This is a genomic window from Stenotrophomonas sp. SAU14A_NAIMI4_8, assembly GCF_003086695.1.
Taxonomy (GTDB): domain Bacteria; phylum Pseudomonadota; class Gammaproteobacteria; order Xanthomonadales; family Xanthomonadaceae; genus Stenotrophomonas.
This window is the reverse complement of record NZ_CP025999.1, coordinates 2,695,620-2,713,926: the sequence shown is the minus strand read 5'-3', so window position 1 is coordinate 2,713,926 and position 18,307 is coordinate 2,695,620. Positions and strand designations below refer to the sequence as shown.

Here is an 18,307-nt window from a genome sequence, read left to right as displayed (position 1 = left end):
CGCAGCAAACCCGAATCTGGTTATTCCGTCCTGCAGCAAGGCCTTTACGCGGGATAGGTCTACAATTTCATTTTCCCAACTGAGCAAGCGCATCGCTCTGCCATGAAACCGCAAAAAACCGCAGCCAAGACCGTGAAAAACAAGACCAAGCCAGCTGAGTCGGAGGTCGCAGTGACCGCTGGTTTCTCCCTGGAGCCGGTGTACACGGCCTTGCGCAAGCGTTACCCCTCTGCCGCGCAGGCCGAGGCAGTGGCATTCGCCGCGGATTTCTACAAGCGCATGGAGTCGGACGAGTTCCCGCACCACAGCGCTGACGAGTGGGCCGCGCTGGCCGCCGACACGCTGGAATTCGCCCGTGCCCGCAAGGCCGGCAAGGCCAATGTGCGCGTGTTCAATCCGACCACCAAGGCCAACGGCTGGGAATCGCCGCACACGGTGCTGCAGATCGTCAATGACGATATGCCGTTCCTCGTCGATACCGTCACCATGACCCTGGCCGAACAGGGCGTGGGCGTGCATGTGCTGGGCCACCCGGTGCTGCGCTTCACCCGCGACAAGGCCGGCAAGCTGGCCAAGGTGGGCGAGGGCGACGCCGAATCGGTGATGCTGCTGGAGATCGACCGCCAGCCGGCCGATGCCATGGCCGCCATCGAGCAGGCCATCAACAAGGCGCTGGACGAAGTGCGCGCCATCGTGCGCGACTGGCAGCCGATGAAGGACAAGGCCCTTGCCCTGGCCGACGACCTCGGCAGCCGCACCCTGCCTGTGGACGACACCTCGCGCGCCGAAGCACAGGAATTCCTGCGCTGGGCCGCCGACAACCACTTCACCTTCTTCGGCTACCGCGAATACCGCGTTGAGAAGCAGGGCAAGGAAGAAGTGCTGGCACCGCTGAACGACACCGGCCTGGGCCTGATGCGCGGCAAGGACAAGTCCGCTGCGCGCCCGGTCAAGACGCTGGCCGCGCAGGGCCTGAACACCACGTCCGGGCTGAAGGACGCGCTGATCCTGACCAAGACCAATGCCCGTTCGCGCGTGCACCGCGCCGGCTACATGGACTACATCGGCGTGCTGGAATTCGACGCCAAGGGCAAGATCATCGGCGAACAGCGCTTCCTGGGCCTGTTCACCTCCAGCGCCTACAACCGCCGCCCGTGGGAAATCCCGCTGGTGCGCCAGCGCCACGAACACGTGATGAAGCAGTCCGGCCTGGCCCCGGCCAGCCACAGCGGCAAGGCCCTGCGCCACATCCTGGAAACCCTGCCGCGCGAAGAGCTGTTCCAGTCCAGCGAGGACGAACTGCTGCGCACCGCCATGGGCGTGCTGGGCCTGCAGGAACGCGTGCGCAGCCGCCTGTTCCTGCGCCGCGACAAGTACAGCCGTTTCATTTCCGCACTGGTCTACCTGCCGCGCGAGCGCTTCAACACCGACGTGCGCCTGCGCATCGAGGCCATGCTCAAGGAAGCGCTGCACGGTGAGTACGTGGACAGCTCGGTGGTGCTGGGCGAATCGCCGCTGGCCCAGGTGCACCTGATCGTGCGCCCCAAGCCGGGCGAAATGCTGGACGTCGATACCGCCGAACTGGAACAGAAGCTGGCCCAGGTGCTGCGCAACTGGCAGGACGACCTGCGTGAAGCGCTGGTGTCGCGCCATGGCGAAACCGAAGGCCTGCGCATTGCCGCACGCATCGGCAAGGCACTGCCGGCCGGCTACATCGAAGACAACAGCACCGCCGTTGCCGCCAACGATGTCAGCCAGCTCGATGCGCTGACCGGCCCGGACGACCTGCGCCTGAGCCTGCAGGCCGTGCCGCGCGAAAGCGGCGATGGCCTGCGCCTGAAGCTGTACCGCCAGCTGGACGACATTCCGCTGTCGGACGCGCTGCCGATGATGGAAAACATGGGCCTGCGCGTGATCGCCGAGCGCCCGTACCGCCTGTCGGTGGACAACGCGCCGGTGTACGTGCAGGACTTCGAAGTCGAATCGACCGCCGGCGCCATCGATGCCGCGCGCGTGGATGAAGCCTTCGGCGAGACCTTCGCCCGCGTCTGGCACGGCGATGCCGAGAACGATGGCTTCAACCGCCTGGTGCTGGCCGCCGGCCTGCACTGGCGCCAGGTCGCCATGCTGCGTGGCTACTGCAAGTACCTGCTGCAGACCGGCGTGCCGTTCTCGCAGGCCTATGTGGAGGGCACTTTCGCCCGCTACCCGCTGCTGGCGCGCCTGCTGGTGGAGCTGTTCGAAGCCCGCTTCGATCCGGCCACCGGCCACGAAAGCAAGGACGACATCGCCGCGGGCCAGGCCCATCTGAAGGCGCACTTCGATGTGCTGGCCGCCGGCGACGAGGCCACCCTGAAGGTGCTCAAGACCGTGGTCGACGCCCGCAAGGGTGACCGCGATGCGCAGATGCAGGCCGCGCGCGATGCGCTGCTGAAGCTGATGGACCGCGTGTCCAGCCTGGACGAGGACCGCATCCTGCGCTCGTTCATGGGCGTGATCGACGCGACCCTGCGTACCAGCTACTACCAGACCGATGCCAATGGCCAGCACGGCCATGTCATCAGCTTCAAGTTCGATTCGGCGCTGGTGCCGGACCTGCCCAAGCCGCGCCCGTACCGCGAAATCTTCGTGTACGGCCCGCGCGTGGAAGGTACCCACCTGCGCTTCGGTGCCGTGGCCCGTGGCGGCCTGCGCTGGTCGGATCGTCGCGAAGACTTCCGTACCGAGGTGCTGGGCCTGGTCAAGGCGCAGATGGTGAAGAACACCGTGATCGTGCCGGTCGGCGCCAAGGGCGGCTTCTTCGCCAAGATGCCGCCGGTGAACGGTGATCGCGATGCGATCTTCGCCAACGGCGTGGCCTGCTACAAGCTGTTCATCCAGGGCCTGCTGGACATCACCGACAACATCGTCAACAACAAGATCGTGCCGCCGGTGGACGTTGTGCGCCACGACATGGACGACCCGTACCTGGTGGTGGCGGCCGACAAGGGCACGGCGACCTTCAGTGACATCGCCAACGGCCTGGCCATCGCCCACGGCTTCTGGATGGGCGATGCGTTCGCCTCCGGTGGTTCGGTCGGTTACGACCACAAGGGCATGGGCATCACCGCGCGCGGTGCGTGGGAATCGGTCAAGCGCCACTTCCGTGCGCTGGGCCGTGACAGCCAGACCCAGGACTTCACCACCGCCGGCGTCGGCGACATGTCCGGCGACGTGTTCGGCAACGGCATGCTGCTGTCGCGCCACATCCGCCTGCTGGCCGCGTTCGACCACCGCCACATCTTCCTGGACCCGAACCCGGATGCGGCCACCTCGTTCGTCGAGCGCGAGCGCATGTTCACCGTGCCGCGTTCCAGCTGGGCCGACTACGATGCCAAGCTGATCAGCAAGGGCGGCGGCATCTATCCGCGCAGCCTGAAGTCGATCGAGATCACCCCGCAGGTGCGTGAAGCGCTGGGCCTGGACGAGAACGTCAAGGCGCTGTCGCCGAACGATCTGATGAGCGCGATCCTGAAGGCGCCGGTGGACCTGCTGTGGAACGGCGGCATCGGTACCTACGTGAAGGCTGCCAGCGAGCAGCACAGCGACGTCGGCGACCGCGCCAACAACGCGCTGCGCGTGAACGGTGGCGAGCTGCGCTGCAAGGTGGTGGGCGAGGGCGGCAACCTGGGCATGACCCAGCTGGGCCGCATCGAAGCCGCCCAGGCCGGCGTGCTGCTCAACACCGACTTCATCGACAACTCGGCCGGTGTGGATACCTCCGACCACGAAGTCAACATCAAGATCCTGCTCAACGATGTGGTGCGGGCCAAGAAGCTGACCGTTGAACAGCGCAACAAGCTGCTGGCGTCGATGACCGACGAAGTGGCCGATCTGGTGCTGAACGACAACTACCGCCAGAACCAGGCGCTGAGCCTGATGGAGCGGATGGCCGTCAAGCGCCTGGGTTCCAAGCAGCACTTCATCCGCACGCTGGAACAGCAGGGCCTGCTGGACCGCCAGATCGAGTTCCTGCCGTCCGATGCCGAGCTGTCCCAGCGCAAGGCACGCGGCCAGGGCCTGACCCGTCCGGAACTGTCGGTGCTGCTGTCCTATTCCAAGCTGGTGGCGTTCGCCCAGCTGCTGGATTCGGACATTCCCGAAGACCCGTACCTGTCCAAGGAACTGCAGCGCTACTTCCCGACCCCTCTGCAGAAGAAGTACGCCGACGCGATGGAGCGTCACCGCCTGAAGCGCGAAATCATCGCCACGGCCGTGACCAACCAGACCATCAACCGCATGGGTGCCACCTTCCTGATGCGCATGCAGGAAGACACCGGCCGTTCCATTGCCGAGGTTGCCAAGGCCTACACCATCAGCCGCGAAACGCTGGATGCCCGCGCGCTGTGGGCGCAGATCGATGCGCTGGACGGCAAGCTGCCCGAATCGGTGCAGATCGACGCACTGGAAGTGATCTGGAAGCTGCAGCGTTCGTTCGTGCGTTGGCTGCTGTCGCGTCCGGGCCCGATGCCGGGCATCACCGAGGCGGTGAACCGCTACCAGGGTCCGTTCAACGACATCCGCGTCGCGTCGGGCGTGCTGCCTGATTCGCAGCGTCCGACCTACGAAGCCCTGGTGGCTGAGTGGAAGGAGAAGGGCCTGCCGTCGGCACTGGCACAGCAGCTGGCGGAACTGCACTTCCTGGAGCCGGCGTTCGACATCATCGAACTGGCCCGTACCCGCAAGCTGAAGCCGGTGGACGTGTCCAAGATCCACTTCCGCCTGGGCGATGCCCTGCAGCTGCCGTGGCTGTTCGAGCAGATCGACGCGCTGGAGGTCAACGGCCGCTGGCATGCCGTGGCCCGTGGCGTGCTGCGCGACGAGCTGGCCCACCACCACCGCAACCTGGCCGGCCAGGTGCTGGCGACCAAGGGCAGCAGTGCCGAGGCCAAGGTGTCGGCGTGGATCGGCCGCGACGACAACAGCCTGCGCTTCACCCTGTCGATGCTGGCCGAACTGGCCGAGCAGAAGACCCTGGACTACCCGACCGTTTCGGTCGCGGTGCAGCGCCTGGGTCAGCTCGCAGCACATGGTGCGTAACTGAAGTAGTGCCAGGCCACGCCTGGCATGCATGAACCAGAACGGCCCCGCGAAAGCGGGGCCGTTCTGCGTTGGGGGCCGCCGTTCGCCGGGCATGGCCCGGCGCTACCAGCGTGCGGGATTGCAGGTGGCGCCGGGCCATGCCCGGCGAGCGCAGCGGCGCTCGGTTATGCTCTTGAACAGCCTTCCCCCGGATCCACCCATGAGCGACACCCCCCGCATCGCTTTCCTGGCCAGCACCACCGAACCTGCGCAGATGGCCCGCGCGGCCATGGTGTCGCGCTATGGCGACCATGCGCCCGACCAGGCCGATGTGCTGTGCCCGCTGGGCGGCGACGGTTTCATGCTGCAGACCCTGCACCGCCATGGCCACCTGGGCAAGCCGGTGTTCGGCATGAAGCTGGGCACGGTGGGCTTCCTGATGAATCAGTACCGTGGCGACGATGACGTGCAGGCCCGCATCGCCCGTGCCGAGCCGGCCAACCTGCGCCCGCTGGAAATGATCGCGCTGACCGAATCGGGCACCAGTACCGGCTCGCTGGCCTACAACGATGTGTCGCTGCTGCGGCAGACCCGCCAGGCCGCGCATATCGGCATCGATCTGAACGGCCAGGAGCGCGTGGCCGAGCTGATCGGCGATGGCGTGCTGGTGGCCACCCCGGCCGGTAGTACGGCCTACAACTATTCCGCGCACGGCCCGGTACTGCCCCTGGGCTCCCACACCATCGCCCTGACGCCGCTGGCCCCGTACCGGCCACGCCGCTGGCGCGGCGCCATCCTCAAGGCCGACACCGAAGTGCGCTTCCGCGTGCTGGACCCGTACAAGCGCCCGGTGAGCGTGACCGCCGATTCGCACGAGACGCGTGACGTGGTGGAAGTGACCATCCGCGAATCCAAGGACCGCCGGGTGACCCTGCTGTTCGACCCGGAGCACAACCTGGAAGACCGGATCCTGAGCGAACAGTTCGTTTTTTAAGGGACAATACGCCGCCGGCCCCCGCCGTCCGCTGCAAGGAACCCCCGCCATGGGCGACAACACCCCCCGTTTGCTGACCGTCGCGGTAACCTCGCGCGCGCTGTTCGATCTGGAAGAGAGCCACGCGCTGTTCGAGAGCGATGGCGTGGCGGCCTATGCCGAATACCAGCGCCAGCACGAGGATGACATCCTGGGGCCGGGTGTCGCGTTCCCGGTGGTGCGCAAGCTGTTGGCCCTGAACCAGGGCGCCAGCCCGGAAAACCCGCGGGTGGAAGTGATCCTGCTGTCGCGCAACTCGGCCGATACCGGCCTGCGCATCTTCAATTCCATCCAGCATTACGGGCTGGGCATCATCCGCGCCACCTTCACCGCCGGCGAGCCGACCTGGCCGTACGTGAAGCCGTTCGGCACCGATCTGTTCCTGTCGGCCAACCCCGAGTCGGTGCGCAGTGCGCTGCGCCATGGCATCGCCGCCGCCACCATCCTGCCCAAGCCGCCCGGCGAAACCGCCGCGGCCGCCGAGGACCAGGTGGTACACAGCGAGCGCAACGCCGGCCAGCTGCGCATCGCCTTCGATGGCGACGCGGTGATCTTCGGCGATGAAAGCGAGCGCATTTCGCGCGAGCAGGGCGTGGAAGCGTTTGGTCGCCACGAGCGCGAGCGGGCGCGCGAGCCGCTCAGCGGCGGGCCGTTCCGCGGCTTCCTGTCGGCGCTGCACACGCTGCAGGAAGTGTTCCCGGCCGGTGAGAGTGCGCCGATCCGCACCGCGCTGGTGACCGCGCGTTCGGCGCCGGCGCACGAGCGGGTGATCCGCACCCTGCGCGAATGGGGCGTGCGCCTGGATGAAGCGTTGTTCCTGGGCGGCCGGCACAAGGGGCCGTTCCTGCAGGCCTTCGGCGCGGACATCTTCTTCGACGATTCCCAGCACAACATCGACAGCGCCCGCGAACACGTGGCCGCCGGCCACGTGCCGCACGGCGTCGCCAACGAGGGGTGACGCCATGATGGGTGGGTGCCAACCGTTGGTTGGCACGTCATCGCCCCGGTAGGTGCCAACCTTGGTTGGCACGGTTGTGCGTCAATGCCCACCAAGGTGGGCATCTACCAAAGTGGGGCTTAGGGGCTGCCCGACATCCCCAGCTGCAGGTCCACCACTTTCCAGCGCAGGCCCTGCGGTTCCAGCACCACCTTCAAGGGGGGCTGGCCCGGCCCGCGGTCCACGTCCACCACGAAACGGTCCAGTGCCTCGAAATGGTGTTTGGCGTGTTTCAGCGGCTGCGCCGGTTCGGTCGGGCCGAAGGCATCGCCGCCCTGCAGTTCGTTGCGGCCACGCTTCCACAACACGTGGCCCTGCAGCAAGGCGCCGATGCCCGTAGGCGTGATCATCGTGTCCACCGCCGCGCCGCCCAACTGGTCGCCCAGGCCATACAACAGCGCGCCGAAGGGGCTGCTGGCCACCTCGGGCCCGGCCTGGCGCACCAGGTAATCATTGAGCTGCGCGCGCAGGCTGCTGCGCACGCGCGGGAAATCCACGTAGCGCTCCAGCCGCGCGGTGTCGCGCTGCTCGATGGCCTTGGACAGGCCGTGGACGGTCAGGTAGGGGCCGCCGAACCACCACGCACACACGGCCGCAACCGCCAGGATCAGGACGCCGATGAGCTTCTTCATGCCGCCCAGACTGCCGCAAACGCCGGCCGCGCAGGTGAAGACTCAGTGACTGGGTGAGCCGCGGCCGTCACCGAAGGCGGCCACCAGCCGCTGCCGTTCGGCGGCGCTGAGTGCGTCCACGCGGGTAGCCAGCACCTCATCCAGGCTGCGCAGGCGGGTAGTGCCGAGGATGCCGCTGGCCACGCCCGGGTGTTGCAGCACGTAGGCGAAGGCGGTCTGCGCCGGGCGTTGGCTGTGGATGCTCGCTACCGCGCGGCGCATCACGCCCGCACTGCGCATCAACTGGCGGCTGCTCGGTTTCAGCCATGCGCGGGCCAGATACCAGGCATCGGCCAGCCGGGGCAGGCGCGGGCGTGCGGGCAGCAGGTGCCCCTGTGCCAGCACCGTGCCGGCCAGCACGCCGATTCCGGCCGCGTGCAGCCGATCGATCAGCGGCGCACGGTCCTGCTGCAACGCGTTGAAATCCAGCAGCACCACGTCGAAGGCCTGCGGGTGGTCAATCATCCATTCCAGCGTGGCGGCCGAATGGGTGTTGATGCCGGTGTGCCGGATCAGCCCGCGTTCGCGCAGGCGGGCCAGCGCGTGCAGCAGATCGTCGTTGATGTCGTGCTGGCTGGCGCCGTGCAACTGGTACACGTCCAGGTAGTCCAGGCCCAGGTTGCGCAGCGACGCCTCGCAACTGGCGGTGATCGCCGCCGGCGAGAAATCACGCTGCTCGGCACCGCTGATCCCGGCCTGCCCGGTCAGCGTGCCGCCCTTGCTGGAAATCACCAGCGATTCGCGCGGAAAGCGTGCCAGCAGCGGGCGCAGGATGCGGCCCAGGCGCGGTTCGGCGTGGAAGCCGGAGTAGTTGTGGCCGGTGTCGAGCAGGTTCACGCCCTGCGCCAGCGCGTGCTCGACCACTGCTGCAGCGGCGTCCTCGGCGAAGCGCGGATGGCCCCAGAAGCCGGAACAGCCCAGCCCGACCGGTGAGACGGCCAGCCCGGTGCGGCCCAGCATGCGGCGCTGCAGGGGCAGGGCGTTGCCCATCAGAACTCCAGGTCCAGTGCCGCGCACAGGTAGTCCACGAACGGCGCCAGAGTGGCCAGGTCCTTGCCCAGGGTGGACAGCAGGCGCGGGCCGGTCATGGTGTCATCGTCCAGCGAACGCCACATGACCCAGTTGCGATGCTTCAGATCGTCGATGAATTCGAAGTCGGCCGGGAAGCCGCGCGGCGGCCGCACCAGCTTTTCGCTCTGCTCGAAGTCGAAGCGCTTGCGCAGGGGCGCGCCGTGCGCGGCCGCCTTCCAGCTGCCCGGGTTGTCCAAAATGAAGTGGCGCACGCGCCGCTGGGTCTCCGGTTCCGGGTGCCACAGGCCGGCGCCGACGAAGCTTTCGCCGGGCTGCAGGTGGATGTAGAACGAGGGCGCGGCCACTTCACGGCGGCGCTCGTGGAACAGGCGCGCACCCTGCCAGGTCTTGTACGGCGACTTGTCGTTGGAAAAGCGTGCATCACGGTGGATGCGGAACAGCGAGCCGCCCACGCCGCGGGTGTCGGCGCGGAAGTGCTCGCTGACCTCGCCCAGGGCGGGCTGCAGGTCGCCCAGCAGGCGCAGGAACGGCTGCCGCACGTGGTCTTCGTACTGCTGGCGATGGTCGTTGAACCACGCCTTTTCGTTATGCCGCGCCAGGCTGCGCAGGAACTTGAAACTGGCCTCGGAAAAATACGTACTCACAGCTGCTCCTGCAGGTGGTGGCCCCAGTCGCGCAGCGACTGCAGCAGCTCGGCGCGGCGCACGTCGTCGGGCGCTTCGGCGGCCAGCGCGTCGATCTGCTGCTGGTACTGGGGCAGGTTCAGTTCGCCGAGGCCCTGTTCGCCCAGCAGGCGTTGGCGGCGGTACGCCTGCCATCGTTCCTGTTCGGCCGGCGACAGGGTGCCGGGATGGTTGCGGGCGCGGTAGCGGAACAGCAGTTCGGGCAATCGCGGGTCGCGGAAGCGTTCTTCCAGCGCGGCCAGCTGCTGCGGCGCACTGGTGCGGGCCAGGGCCAGCAACGGCTTGTCGCCGGCGCCGAGGAAACCGTCGTACAACGAGGCGTCCACATCGGTCAGCATTGGTGGGCGCGGCTGGTTGAACACCTGGCGGGCCTTCTCGGCCAGTTGCGGCGCCACCTCGCGCAGGCGCGCGGCCTTGGCTTCGATCGCGGCCACGTCCAGTCCCAGTCGCGCATGGTCATCGGCACGCAGGTGGTTCCAGGCCACCAGCGCCGGCACCTTGTTCAGATGCACTTCCTTCAGCGGCACGCGGGCCACGCCCTCGGGCAGTTCGCTGGCGCGCAGGTACAGGCGCTGGGCGATCACCTCGGCCGGCAGCGCCAGCAGGTCGTCCACTTCGCCGTCCAGATCGAACACGATGGCGCGGTTGCCGATGGTCGGGTGCATGGCCAGCGGCAGCACTGGCGCCGCGCACAGGCGGCTGGCCGGGTAGCGCATGGAAATGTGCAGTACTGGCTGCATCGCGGCCACGTCCAGCAGGCCGCCGACGAAGCGCTTGTCGCGCAGCTTCAGGGCGTAGTCCCACAAGCGCGGCTGCGATTGCTTGAACAGGCGGGCCATGCCCAGCGTGGCGCGCACATCGGAAAGCGCTTCGTGCGCATCGCCTTCGCGCACGCCATTGGCCTCGGCCAGGTGTTCGAGCTTGAACGAGGTCGCGCCGTCTTCGCGCTGCGGCCACTGGATGCCGTCCGGGCGCAGTGCGCGCATCAGCCGCAGCATGTCCAGCAGGTCCCAGCGCGAATTGCCGTTGCGCCACTCGCGCTCGTAGGGATCGTGGAAGTTGCGGAACAGGCCGTAGCGGATGAACTCGTCGTCGAAACGCAGGGTGTTGTAGCCCAGCGCACAGGTGCCGGGGCGCGACAACTGCTCGTTGATGCGGTCGAACGCCTCGGCCTCGCTCACGCCCTCGGCCATGGCCTGCTGCGGGGTGATGCCGGTCACCAGGGTGGCCATGGGCGAGGGCAGCAGATCATCGGCCGGGCGCACGAAGAAGCTGACCGGCGTGTCGATCACGTTCAGATCGGCGTCGGTACGCATGGCCGCGAACTGCGCGATGCGGGTGCGGCGCGGATCCTGGCCGAAGGTTTCCAGGTCGTAGAACAGGAAGCTGTCAGCCATCAGTGCGCGCCCTCCAGCACCGGCAGCTGCGCGTGGATCTGCGCTTCCAGTGCGGCCCAGTCGATGTTGTCCAGCGTGGTGTGGCCGGCACTGGCCGCCACCAGCATGTCGCGCTGCAGTTCGGTGCGGCGCAGCGCTTCGGCATACGGCGTGTGCAGGAAGGTGACCATGGTGTAGTGCGGCACGAAGCGGGTCGGCCAGCGCCGCTGCAGTTCCTGTTCCAGCTCGCGCTGCAGCAGGAAGGCCGGGTCGGCCACGCGGTCACGCATTTCCAGGTAGTTTTCCAGCGCCATCTGCTGGATCGCCTGCGCATTGGGCTTGCGCTCGGCTTCGAAGGCGGCGAAGGCGCCCTGCAGATCGTCGGCGTCCATCAGCTGCCGGGCCAGCGCCACGCAATCCTCGAACGCGCAGTTCATGCCCTGGCCGTGGAACGGCACCATCGCGTGCGCGGCATCGCCGATCAGCACGGCGCGGCCGTCCTGGTGCCAGCGCTCCAGGGTCAGCGTGCCCAGCAGGCCCGGCGGGTGCTGCTCCCAATCGGCGCGCAGGTCCGGGATCAGCGGCAGCGCATCGGCGAATTCGGCGGCGAACAGCGCCTCGGCCTGCGCACCGGTGTTGACCGTGGCGAAGCTGGGGTTGCCCTGGTTGGGCAGGAACAGGGTGACGGTGAAGGTGCCTTCGTGGTTGGGCAGGGCGATGCACATGTAGTGGCCGCGCGGCCAGATGTGCAGCGCATTGCGCTCGATGCGGAAGCTGCCATCGGCGGCCGGCGGGATTTCCAGTTCCTTGTAGGAATGGTCGAGGAAGGCGATGTCCTCACCCAGCGGCGCGCGCCGGTTCATTGCCGCACGCAGTGCCGAACCGGCACCGTCGGCGCCGATCAGGCTGTCGAAGCGGATGTCATGCGGGCTGTCGTCGCGGTCATCGATGAAGCGCGCGTAGCCGGCGTCGAAATCCACGGTGTGCAGGCGGCGGTGGAAATGCACGGTGGCACCGGCTTCTTCGGCCAGCTGCAGCAGCGTGGTGTTCAGTTCACTGCGATGGATCGACCAGATCACTTCGCTGTCGTCGCGGCCATAGCGTTGCAGCTGCGGCTGGCCGTCGCGTGGGTGAACCATGCGCCCGCGCATCATCACCGCGCGGGCCATCACTTCGTCTTCCACGCCGGCCTGGCGCAGCGCATTGCGGCCGCGCTCGGCCAGGGCCAGGTTGATCGAACGGCCGCTTTCATAATCGGCCACGCGTGGGTCGCCGCGGCGTTCGTACAGGGTGATGCGCCAGCCCTGCCGCGACAGCAGGATGGCCAGCAGGGAACCGGCCAGGCCGGCGCCGATGATGCTCAGGGAGCGGGAGGCGTGTGCGATCAACGAACTGTCCAGCAATAGGGGAGGGCGCGGCTTACAGGCCGGCCCAGGCTTCCACTTCCTCGACGAAATGGTGCACGTCCAGGTAGCGGTTGTAGAGCGGGGTGGGCGAAATGCGGATGACGTCCGGCTCGCGCCAGTCGCCGAGCACGCCGACGCCACGCAGGTATTCGAACAGCGCGCGTCCACGTTCGCGGCCACCGATCACCCGCAGCGACAGCTGGCAGCCGCGGCGTTCCGGTTCGGACGGGGTGACCACGTCCAGCACCTGCGGCAGGCGCGCGCGCACCAGTGCATCGAGCAGGCCGGTCAGCGCCAGCGATTTGCTGCGCAGCGCTTCCATGCCGGCGCGCTCGAACAGGTCCAGCGAGGCGCGCAGCGGGGCCAGGCCCAGGATCGGCGGATTGCTCAGCTGCCAGCCCTCGGCGCCCACCGCCGGGGTGAACTGTGGCGACATCTGGAAGCGCGTGGCTTCTTCATGGCCCCACCAGCCGGCGAAGCGCGGCAGGGTGGTATCGCGGTGGTGGCGCTCGTGGACGAAGGCACCGGCCACGGCACCCGGGCCGCTGTTGAGGTACTTGTAGTGGCACCACACGGCGAAGTCTGGCGCCACATCGTGCAGGTGCAGCGGCACGTTGCCGACCGAATGGGCCAGGTCGAAACCGATGCGGGCGCCCTGCAGGCGCGCGGCGCGGGTGATCGCGTCCAGGTCGAACACCTGGCCGCTGCGGTATTGCACGCCCGGCCACAGCACCAGCGCCAGGCGCGGGCCGTGTTCGGCGATGGCGCGCTCGATCGCGGCCAGCGAAATCGTGCCGTTGGCTTCATCCGGCTGCACTTCCACCAGGCAGTCGGCCGGGTCGAAACCGTGGAAGCGGATCTGTGCTTCCACCGCGTGGCGGTCGGTCGGGAAGGCGCCGGCTTCCATCAGGATGACCGGGCGCTGTGCGGTGGGGCGGTAGAAGCTGACCATCATCAGGTGCAGGTTCACGCTCAGCGTGTTCATCGCCACCACTTCGCTGGGCAGGGCGCCGACCACGCGGGCCAGCTGCGCGCTCACCAGGCGGTGGTAGGACAGCCACTGGGTAGGGCCGGTGAAATGACCTTCCACGGCCAGCTCGCCCCACTGCTTCATGACCTCCTGCACGGCGGCCTGCGCGCCGCGCGGCTGCAGGCCCAGCGAGTTGCCGACAAAGTAGGTCTGCTCACCGCCGCCATGGCGCGGAATCAGGAATTCGTTGCGCAGCGGGCGCAGCGGATCGGCAGCGTCCAGGGCAATGGCGTGGGTGCGGCTGAGCAGATCGGACATGGGCGGGCAACAGGCTGCAACGGGATTGCCAGTGTAGCGCCTGGCGCCTGCCCGGGGCGTCGCGGCCGCGCTTCGGGCGCCGCGTTTTCTGGTAGTGGCCAACCTTGGTTGGCGCTCTTAGATCCATGCGCCCACCAAGGTGGGCGCCTACCGGTGCGGGCGTCGCGTTTTCTGGTAGTGGCCAACCTTGGTTGGCGCTCTTAGATCCATGCGCCCACCAAGGTGGGCGCCTACCGGTGCGGGCGTCGCGTTTTCTGGTAGTGGCCAACCTTGGTTGGCGCCTACCGGTGTGGGCCTCAGCCCGCTGCGGGTGCCGGCAACGGGTCCACGTGCCCGCATTCACTGCAGGTGCGCAGTTCCAGGCTCGCCTGGTAGCGCGCGAACACCTTGGGCAGGTCGGTCTCGATGTTCTGCAGGGTGAAGTACTCTTCGTACAGCTTGTGGTTGCACTGCTCGCAATGCCAGATCACGCCATCGCGCTCGTGCGCCAGGCGCTTGCGCTCGACCACCAGGCCGACGCCGCCGGGCGGGCGCCGCGGCGAATGCGGCACCTTGCCCGGCAACAGGAAGATCTCGCCGGCGCGGATCGGGATATCGCGCACGGCGCCCTCTTCCTGCACCTTCAGCACCATCTCGCCTTCCAGCTGGTAGAACCACTCCGGGCCTTCGTCGTAGTGGTAGTCGGTGCGCGAGTTCGGCCCGCCCACCACCATCACGATGAAGTCGCCGTTCTCGATCATCTTGTTGCCCACCGGCGGCTTCAGCAGGTGCCGGTGTTCTTCGATCCAGGCCAGCAGGTTGATCGGCGAGGCGAGCATGGCAGTCTCCGGTCGGTCAGTCGCGCTTGCCGTGGCGGGGCACGAAGGCCAGGGCCTTTTCGTACGCCGGCTTCAGCTCGTCCTGGGCGCCGACGTCGATGCCCATCTCGCTCACCCGGCCGTCCTTCAGGCTGTATACCCAGCCGTGCACCATCAGCTTCTGGCCACGCGCCCAGGCGTCTTCCACGATGGTGGAGCGGCACAGGTTGGCCACCTGTTCGATCACGTTCAGTTCGCACAGGCGCGCGTGCTTGAGCTCGTCATCGTCGATCGCATCGAGGATGGCCGCGTGCTTCTGTGCCACATCGCCCACGTGGCGCAGCCAGTTGTCGGCCAGGCCCACGCGGGTGTTGTGCAAGCAGGCGTGCACGCCACCGCAGCCGTAGTGGCCCACGATCAGGATGTGCTTCACCTTCAGCTGGTCCACCGCGTACTGCACCACGCTCAGGCAGTTCAGGTCGCTGTGGGCCACCACGTTGGCCACGTTGCGGTGCACGAACACCTCGCCCGGGGCCATGCCGATGATCTGGTTGGCCGGCACGCGCGAATCGGAACAGCCGATCCACAGGTATTCCGGATGCTGCTGCTTGGCCAGCTGGTGGAAGAACTCAGGGTCTTCCTTTTCGATGCGGTCGGCCCATTCGCGGTTGTTCTGCAGCAGCTTGTGGATGTCTTTCATGTTCGTGTATCCCTGACGTCAGGTGGGCGCACGAGGCGACCCTGCCGGCCGCGTCGTGGTGGGGAAACGGGCGCTCAGCCGCCGGCGGCGGCCTCGTCGCGGTGCCAGCGCATCCACTGCGCCAGCTCGGTGGATGCGGGGGTGTGCAGCTCATCCAGCGCAGCGATCACCGCCAGCTGGTTGGCTTCAGGATGGTTCTGGCTCAGCTTCAGCTTCACCTGCACCTGTTCAACCTGGAAACGGAAGCCGACGATGGCGCGCAGTTCCGGACCGTGTTCGGGGCGGTCGGCCTCGAACTGCCACTGCTGGTCGACACTGGCTTCGTAATGGTCGCTGATGGCGCCGACCAGGTCGGCCAGTGCGGCAGGGTCGTCGAACCGCTGCAGCTGCCCGCGCAGTTCGGCGGCGGCGTAGTTCCAGGTGGGAACGCGTGCGGCGGGTTCCTTGTCGGGGTACCAGCTGGCCGACACGTACCCGTGCGGGCCATCCACCAGCACCTTGGCCGGGCCGTCGCGGCGCGACTGCGGGTTGGCCCGGGCCCAGTGCCCGCGCAGTTCGATCTGCGTGCCCTGGCGCTGGTACAGCACCGGCATCCGGGTCAGTTCCGGCAGGCCGTCCTCACCGGTGGTCAGCACCGTGACAAACGCATCGCGGGCCAGCAGGCGGTCCAGCCAGCGCAGGTCGGTTTCGGCGAAGGCGCGCGGGGTGAACATCGGCCTGGGCTCAGGCGCGCCCGCCCAGCGACTGCACCATGCGGCCGCGCAGGCCTTCATCGCTGCCGGCCTGCGGCGGCTGCACTTCATGCAGGCTGAAGCCGCGGACCAGCGCGTCTTCTTCGTCCAGGCCGTCGTACTCGACGAATTCGGCATCGAACAGCTGCGAACGGGCGGTGTCTTCGCTGTCGTAGCTCAGCGTGTTGCCGTCGCTGTCGAGCACTTCGGCGGTGCCGGCCGGGCGCACGCGCAGGCGGGCCCAGATCAGGGTGTTGCCAAGGCTGGCCAGCCACCAGCTGTCGCGGGCGTCGTTGTTGTCGTTCATGTGCGTATTACCAGAGCGAGGCCAGCCAGAGCAGGGCAGCCATGCCCAGTCCGGCCAGCAGGGTCAGCAGCGATACCCAGGCCGGCGTCGCCAGCCCGGACAGCGAGCGGTCCGGCTGCTGGCGATAGTCGCGGCGCAGCAGCCAGGCCAGGGCGTCGGGCTTGAGGAAGGCGCCACTGCCAAAGCGCGCGGCGAGCGCCGGGTGGCGGTCGCGCACGTGTACCAGAGTCAGCGGCCAGAAGATCACGAAGGCACTGAACCCGGCCACTGCAACGCCGACGAAACAGAGGGCGAAGAACAGGGTCATGGGGGCAGTACCTCCGTGCTCGTGTGGGGCTTAGAAGTCCGCGCTGCCCGGGGCGCGCGGGTAAGGAATGGCATCGCGGATGTTGGACAGGCCGCAGACGTAGACCACCAGGCGCTCGAAGCCCAGCCCGAAGCCGGCGTGCGGCACCGAGCCGTAGCGGCGGAAATCGCGGTACCAGCTGTAATGCTCGCGATCCAGGCCGAACTGCGCCATGCGCGCGTCCAGCACGTCCAAGCGCTCTTCGCGCTGGCTGCCGCCGATGATCTCGCCGATGCCCGGGGCCAGCACGTCCATCGCGGCCACGGTCTTGCCGTCGTCGTTCAGGCGCATGTAGAAGGCCTTGATGTGCTCGGGGTAGTTGGTCACCACCACCGGGCGGCCGACGTGTTCTTCGGTCAGCCAGCGCTCGTGCTCGGTCTGCAGGTCCAGGCCCCATTCGACCGGGAAGTCGAACTTCTTGCCGGACTTCTGCAGCAGGCTGACCGCATCGGTGTAGTCGATGCGCTCGAACGGCGCGTTGATGAAGTCTTCCAGCTTGGTGATCGCGTTCTTGTCCACGCGCTCGGCGATGAAGGCGAGGTCGTCACCGCGCTCGTTCAGCACGGCACGGAACAGGTACTTCAGGAACTCTTCGGCCAGGCGTGCGTCTTCGGCCAGGTCGGCGAAGGCGATTTCCGGCTCGATCATCCAGAACTCCGCCAGATGGCGGGTGGTATGGCTGTTTTCGGCGCGGAAGGTCGGGCCGAAGGTGTAGACCTTGCTCAGCGCCAGGCAGTAGGCCTCGACGTTCAGCTGGCCGGACACGGTCAGGAAGGTTTCCTTGCCGAAGAAGTCGCGGCTGAAGTCGATCGCGCCCTTCTCATCGCGCGGCAGGTTCACCATGTCCAGGGTGGACACGCGGAACATCTGACCGGCGCCTTCGGCGTCGGAGGTGGTGATGATCGGGGTGCTGATCCAGTTGAAGCCGTTCTCGTGGAAGAAACGGTGCACGGCCTGGGCCAGGCAGTTGCGGATGCGGGTGACCGCGCCGAACAGGTTGGTGCGCGGGCGCAGGTGCGCCACTTCACGCAGGAACTCCGGCGACATCGGCTTGGGCTGGATCGGGTAGGTCAGCGGGTCTTCCACCCAACCAACCACGTCCAGCGCGCTGGCCTGGATCTCGAACGACTGGCCCTTGCCCTGCGACTTCACCAGGGTGCCGGTGGCGATGACCGAGCAGCCGCTGGTCAGGCGCTTGATCTCGTCGAAGTTGCCCAGGGTGTCGTTGGCCACGACCTGGATCGGGGCGAAGCAGGAGCCGTCGCTCACATTCACGAAAGCCAGATTCGCTGAACCGCGCACCGTGCGCACCCAACCGCGTACCGTGACTTCGCCGCCTTCCGGGATCTTCCCGGCAAGCGCATGTTCAACGCTGACCACCGTCATGACTTGAATCCTCTGCTGATCGACTCGATCTGTGAACACGGGAGTTTACCGGTTGCAGCGTTCTGCTTGCGAGGCATTTTTCGCGCCGCTGGGCTCCTTATAATGTCCCCGTACCCCTGGAGTGAGCCTCATGGCCGTCAGCCTGACCCCCATCGCCTTCGAGCGCGTGCAGCGCTTTGTAGCCCAGACCCCCGGCGCCCTGGGCCTGCGCTTCGGCGTGACCAAGACCGGCTGCTCCGGCTGGGGGCATGTGACCGACCTGGCCCGCGACGAGCGCGAGGGTGACACCGTGTTCGACCAGGACGGGGTGAAGATCTATGTCGATGCCAAGAGCCTGGCCCTGGTGGACGGCACCGTGATCGACTTCGGCAAGCATGGCCTGAGCGAGACGTTCACGTTCAGCAACCCGAACGCCACCGCCGAGTGCGGGTGCGGTGAAAGCTTCACCACCGACGCCGACAAGGCCTGACGCACGGTTGTGGCGCCCGCCGGG

16 protein-coding genes are annotated in these 18,307 nt (G+C 67.4%); 4 read left to right on the top strand and 12 right to left on the bottom strand.

From position 1 onward, the window contains the following. The first annotated feature begins 102 nt into the window (after window positions 1-102). The 3 genes from C1930_RS12510 to C1930_RS12500 all read left to right on the top strand — a co-directional run bounded on the left by C1930_RS12510 (window position 103) and on the right by C1930_RS12500 (window position 7,052). Window positions 103-5,079 (top strand): NAD-glutamate dehydrogenase domain-containing protein, encoded by a 4,977-nt coding sequence (locus tag C1930_RS12510; RefSeq protein WP_108771891.1) that lies wholly within the window; start codon window positions 103-105, stop codon window positions 5,077-5,079. A gap of 202 nt (window positions 5,080-5,281) precedes the next feature. Then, entirely contained in the window at window positions 5,282-6,055 is a 774-nt protein-coding gene (locus C1930_RS12505) for an NAD kinase (protein WP_108750021.1), read from the top strand. A 49-nt stretch (window positions 6,056-6,104) separates the two neighbouring features. Then, the gene (locus C1930_RS12500) at window positions 6,105-7,052 is read left to right on the top strand and encodes a 5'-nucleotidase (protein WP_108750020.1); all 948 of its coding nucleotides are present in this window, start codon (window positions 6,105-6,107) and stop codon (window positions 7,050-7,052) included. 119 nt (window positions 7,053-7,171) lie between these two features. Here C1930_RS12500 and C1930_RS12495 read toward each other — a convergent pair whose 3' ends face one another. From C1930_RS12495 to asnS, 12 genes are all read right to left on the bottom strand, one after another. Continuing rightward, window positions 7,172-7,723: a DUF2939 domain-containing protein gene (locus tag C1930_RS12495; RefSeq protein WP_108771890.1), complete on the bottom strand. Its 552-nt coding sequence runs from the start codon at window positions 7,721-7,723 to the stop codon at window positions 7,172-7,174. A gap of 42 nt (window positions 7,724-7,765) precedes the next feature. Then, on the bottom strand, window positions 7,766-8,752 hold the full coding sequence (locus C1930_RS12490) for an aldo/keto reductase (RefSeq protein WP_108771889.1): 987 nt from the start codon (window positions 8,750-8,752) through the stop codon (window positions 7,766-7,768). Further along, window positions 8,752-9,438: a DUF2461 domain-containing protein gene (locus C1930_RS12485; RefSeq protein ID WP_108756590.1), complete on the bottom strand. Its 687-nt coding sequence runs from the start codon at window positions 9,436-9,438 to the stop codon at window positions 8,752-8,754. The genes C1930_RS12490 and C1930_RS12485 overlap by 1 nt, the downstream gene beginning before the upstream one ends. Beyond that, on the bottom strand, window positions 9,435-10,874 hold the full coding sequence (gene sbcB / locus C1930_RS12480) for an exodeoxyribonuclease I (RefSeq protein ID WP_108771888.1): 1,440 nt from the start codon (window positions 10,872-10,874) through the stop codon (window positions 9,435-9,437). The genes C1930_RS12485 and sbcB overlap by 4 nt, the downstream gene beginning before the upstream one ends. Then, window positions 10,874-12,241 (bottom strand): NAD(P)/FAD-dependent oxidoreductase, encoded by a 1,368-nt coding sequence (locus tag C1930_RS12475; RefSeq protein ID WP_108772594.1) that lies wholly within the window; start codon window positions 12,239-12,241, stop codon window positions 10,874-10,876. Before C1930_RS12475 ends, sbcB begins: the two co-directional genes overlap by 1 nt. A 31-nt stretch (window positions 12,242-12,272) precedes the next feature. After that, complete coding sequence (gene kynU / locus C1930_RS12470) at window positions 12,273-13,547, bottom strand: kynureninase (protein WP_108771887.1); 1,275 nt, start codon at window positions 13,545-13,547, stop codon at window positions 12,273-12,275. Between the two features lie 296 nt (window positions 13,548-13,843). Beyond that, a complete protein-coding gene (locus tag C1930_RS12465; protein WP_108771886.1) occupies window positions 13,844-14,365 on the bottom strand; it encodes a 3-hydroxyanthranilate 3,4-dioxygenase in 522 nt (173 codons plus the stop codon). 16 nt (window positions 14,366-14,381) lie between these two features. Continuing rightward, a complete protein-coding gene (gene can, locus C1930_RS12460; protein ID WP_108750013.1) occupies window positions 14,382-15,044 on the bottom strand; it encodes a carbonate dehydratase in 663 nt (220 codons plus the stop codon). 74 nt (window positions 15,045-15,118) lie between these two features. Then, window positions 15,119-15,757, bottom strand: coding sequence for an FMN-binding negative transcriptional regulator (locus tag C1930_RS12455; protein WP_108771885.1), 639 nt, complete (start codon window positions 15,755-15,757; stop codon window positions 15,119-15,121). A 10-nt stretch (window positions 15,758-15,767) separates the two neighbouring features. Next, window positions 15,768-16,082, bottom strand: coding sequence for a hypothetical protein (locus C1930_RS12450; protein WP_108750011.1), 315 nt, complete (start codon window positions 16,080-16,082; stop codon window positions 15,768-15,770). 7 nt (window positions 16,083-16,089) lie between these two features. Then, on the bottom strand, window positions 16,090-16,389 hold the full coding sequence (locus C1930_RS12445) for a hypothetical protein (protein WP_005410232.1): 300 nt from the start codon (window positions 16,387-16,389) through the stop codon (window positions 16,090-16,092). Between the two features lie 30 nt (window positions 16,390-16,419). Then, a complete protein-coding gene (asnS, locus tag C1930_RS12440) occupies window positions 16,420-17,814 on the bottom strand; it encodes an asparagine--tRNA ligase (protein ID WP_108771884.1) in 1,395 nt (464 codons plus the stop codon). 130 nt (window positions 17,815-17,944) lie between these two features. Here asnS and C1930_RS12435 point away from each other — a divergent pair, with 130 nt between their 5' ends. After that, the gene (locus C1930_RS12435) at window positions 17,945-18,283 is read left to right on the top strand and encodes an iron-sulfur cluster assembly accessory protein (protein ID WP_006452998.1); all 339 of its coding nucleotides are present in this window, start codon (window positions 17,945-17,947) and stop codon (window positions 18,281-18,283) included. Window positions 18,284-18,307 lie beyond the last annotated feature (24 nt).

Excerpts from the sequence above, each read along its gene's own strand:
- C1930_RS12510 (WP_108771891.1), top strand. The coding sequence starts at position 103 with ATGAAACCGCAAAAAACCGCAGCCAAGACCGTGAAAAACAAGACCAAG.
- C1930_RS12505 (WP_108750021.1), top strand. The coding sequence starts at position 5,282 with ATGAGCGACACCCCCCGCATCGCTTTCCTGGCCAGCACCACCGAACCT.
- C1930_RS12500 (WP_108750020.1), top strand. The coding sequence starts at position 6,105 with ATGGGCGACAACACCCCCCGTTTGCTGACCGTCGCGGTAACCTCGCGC.
- C1930_RS12495 (WP_108771890.1), bottom strand. The coding sequence starts at position 7,723 with ATGAAGAAGCTCATCGGCGTCCTGATCCTGGCGGTTGCGGCCGTGTGT.
- C1930_RS12490 (WP_108771889.1), bottom strand. The coding sequence starts at position 8,752 with ATGGGCAACGCCCTGCCCCTGCAGCGCCGCATGCTGGGCCGCACCGGG.
- sbcB (WP_108771888.1), bottom strand. The coding sequence starts at position 10,874 with ATGGCTGACAGCTTCCTGTTCTACGACCTGGAAACCTTCGGCCAGGAT.
- kynU (WP_108771887.1), bottom strand. The coding sequence starts at position 13,547 with ATGTCCGATCTGCTCAGCCGCACCCACGCCATTGCCCTGGACGCTGCC.
- C1930_RS12465 (WP_108771886.1), bottom strand. The coding sequence starts at position 14,365 with ATGCTCGCCTCGCCGATCAACCTGCTGGCCTGGATCGAAGAACACCGG.
- can (WP_108750013.1), bottom strand. The coding sequence starts at position 15,044 with ATGAAAGACATCCACAAGCTGCTGCAGAACAACCGCGAATGGGCCGAC.
- C1930_RS12455 (WP_108771885.1), bottom strand. The coding sequence starts at position 15,757 with ATGTTCACCCCGCGCGCCTTCGCCGAAACCGACCTGCGCTGGCTGGAC.
- C1930_RS12450 (WP_108750011.1), bottom strand. The coding sequence starts at position 16,082 with ATGAACGACAACAACGACGCCCGCGACAGCTGGTGGCTGGCCAGCCTT.
- C1930_RS12445 (WP_005410232.1), bottom strand. The coding sequence starts at position 16,389 with ATGACCCTGTTCTTCGCCCTCTGTTTCGTCGGCGTTGCAGTGGCCGGG.
- asnS (WP_108771884.1), bottom strand. The coding sequence starts at position 17,814 with ATGACGGTGGTCAGCGTTGAACATGCGCTTGCCGGGAAGATCCCGGAA.
- C1930_RS12435 (WP_006452998.1), top strand. The coding sequence starts at position 17,945 with ATGGCCGTCAGCCTGACCCCCATCGCCTTCGAGCGCGTGCAGCGCTTT.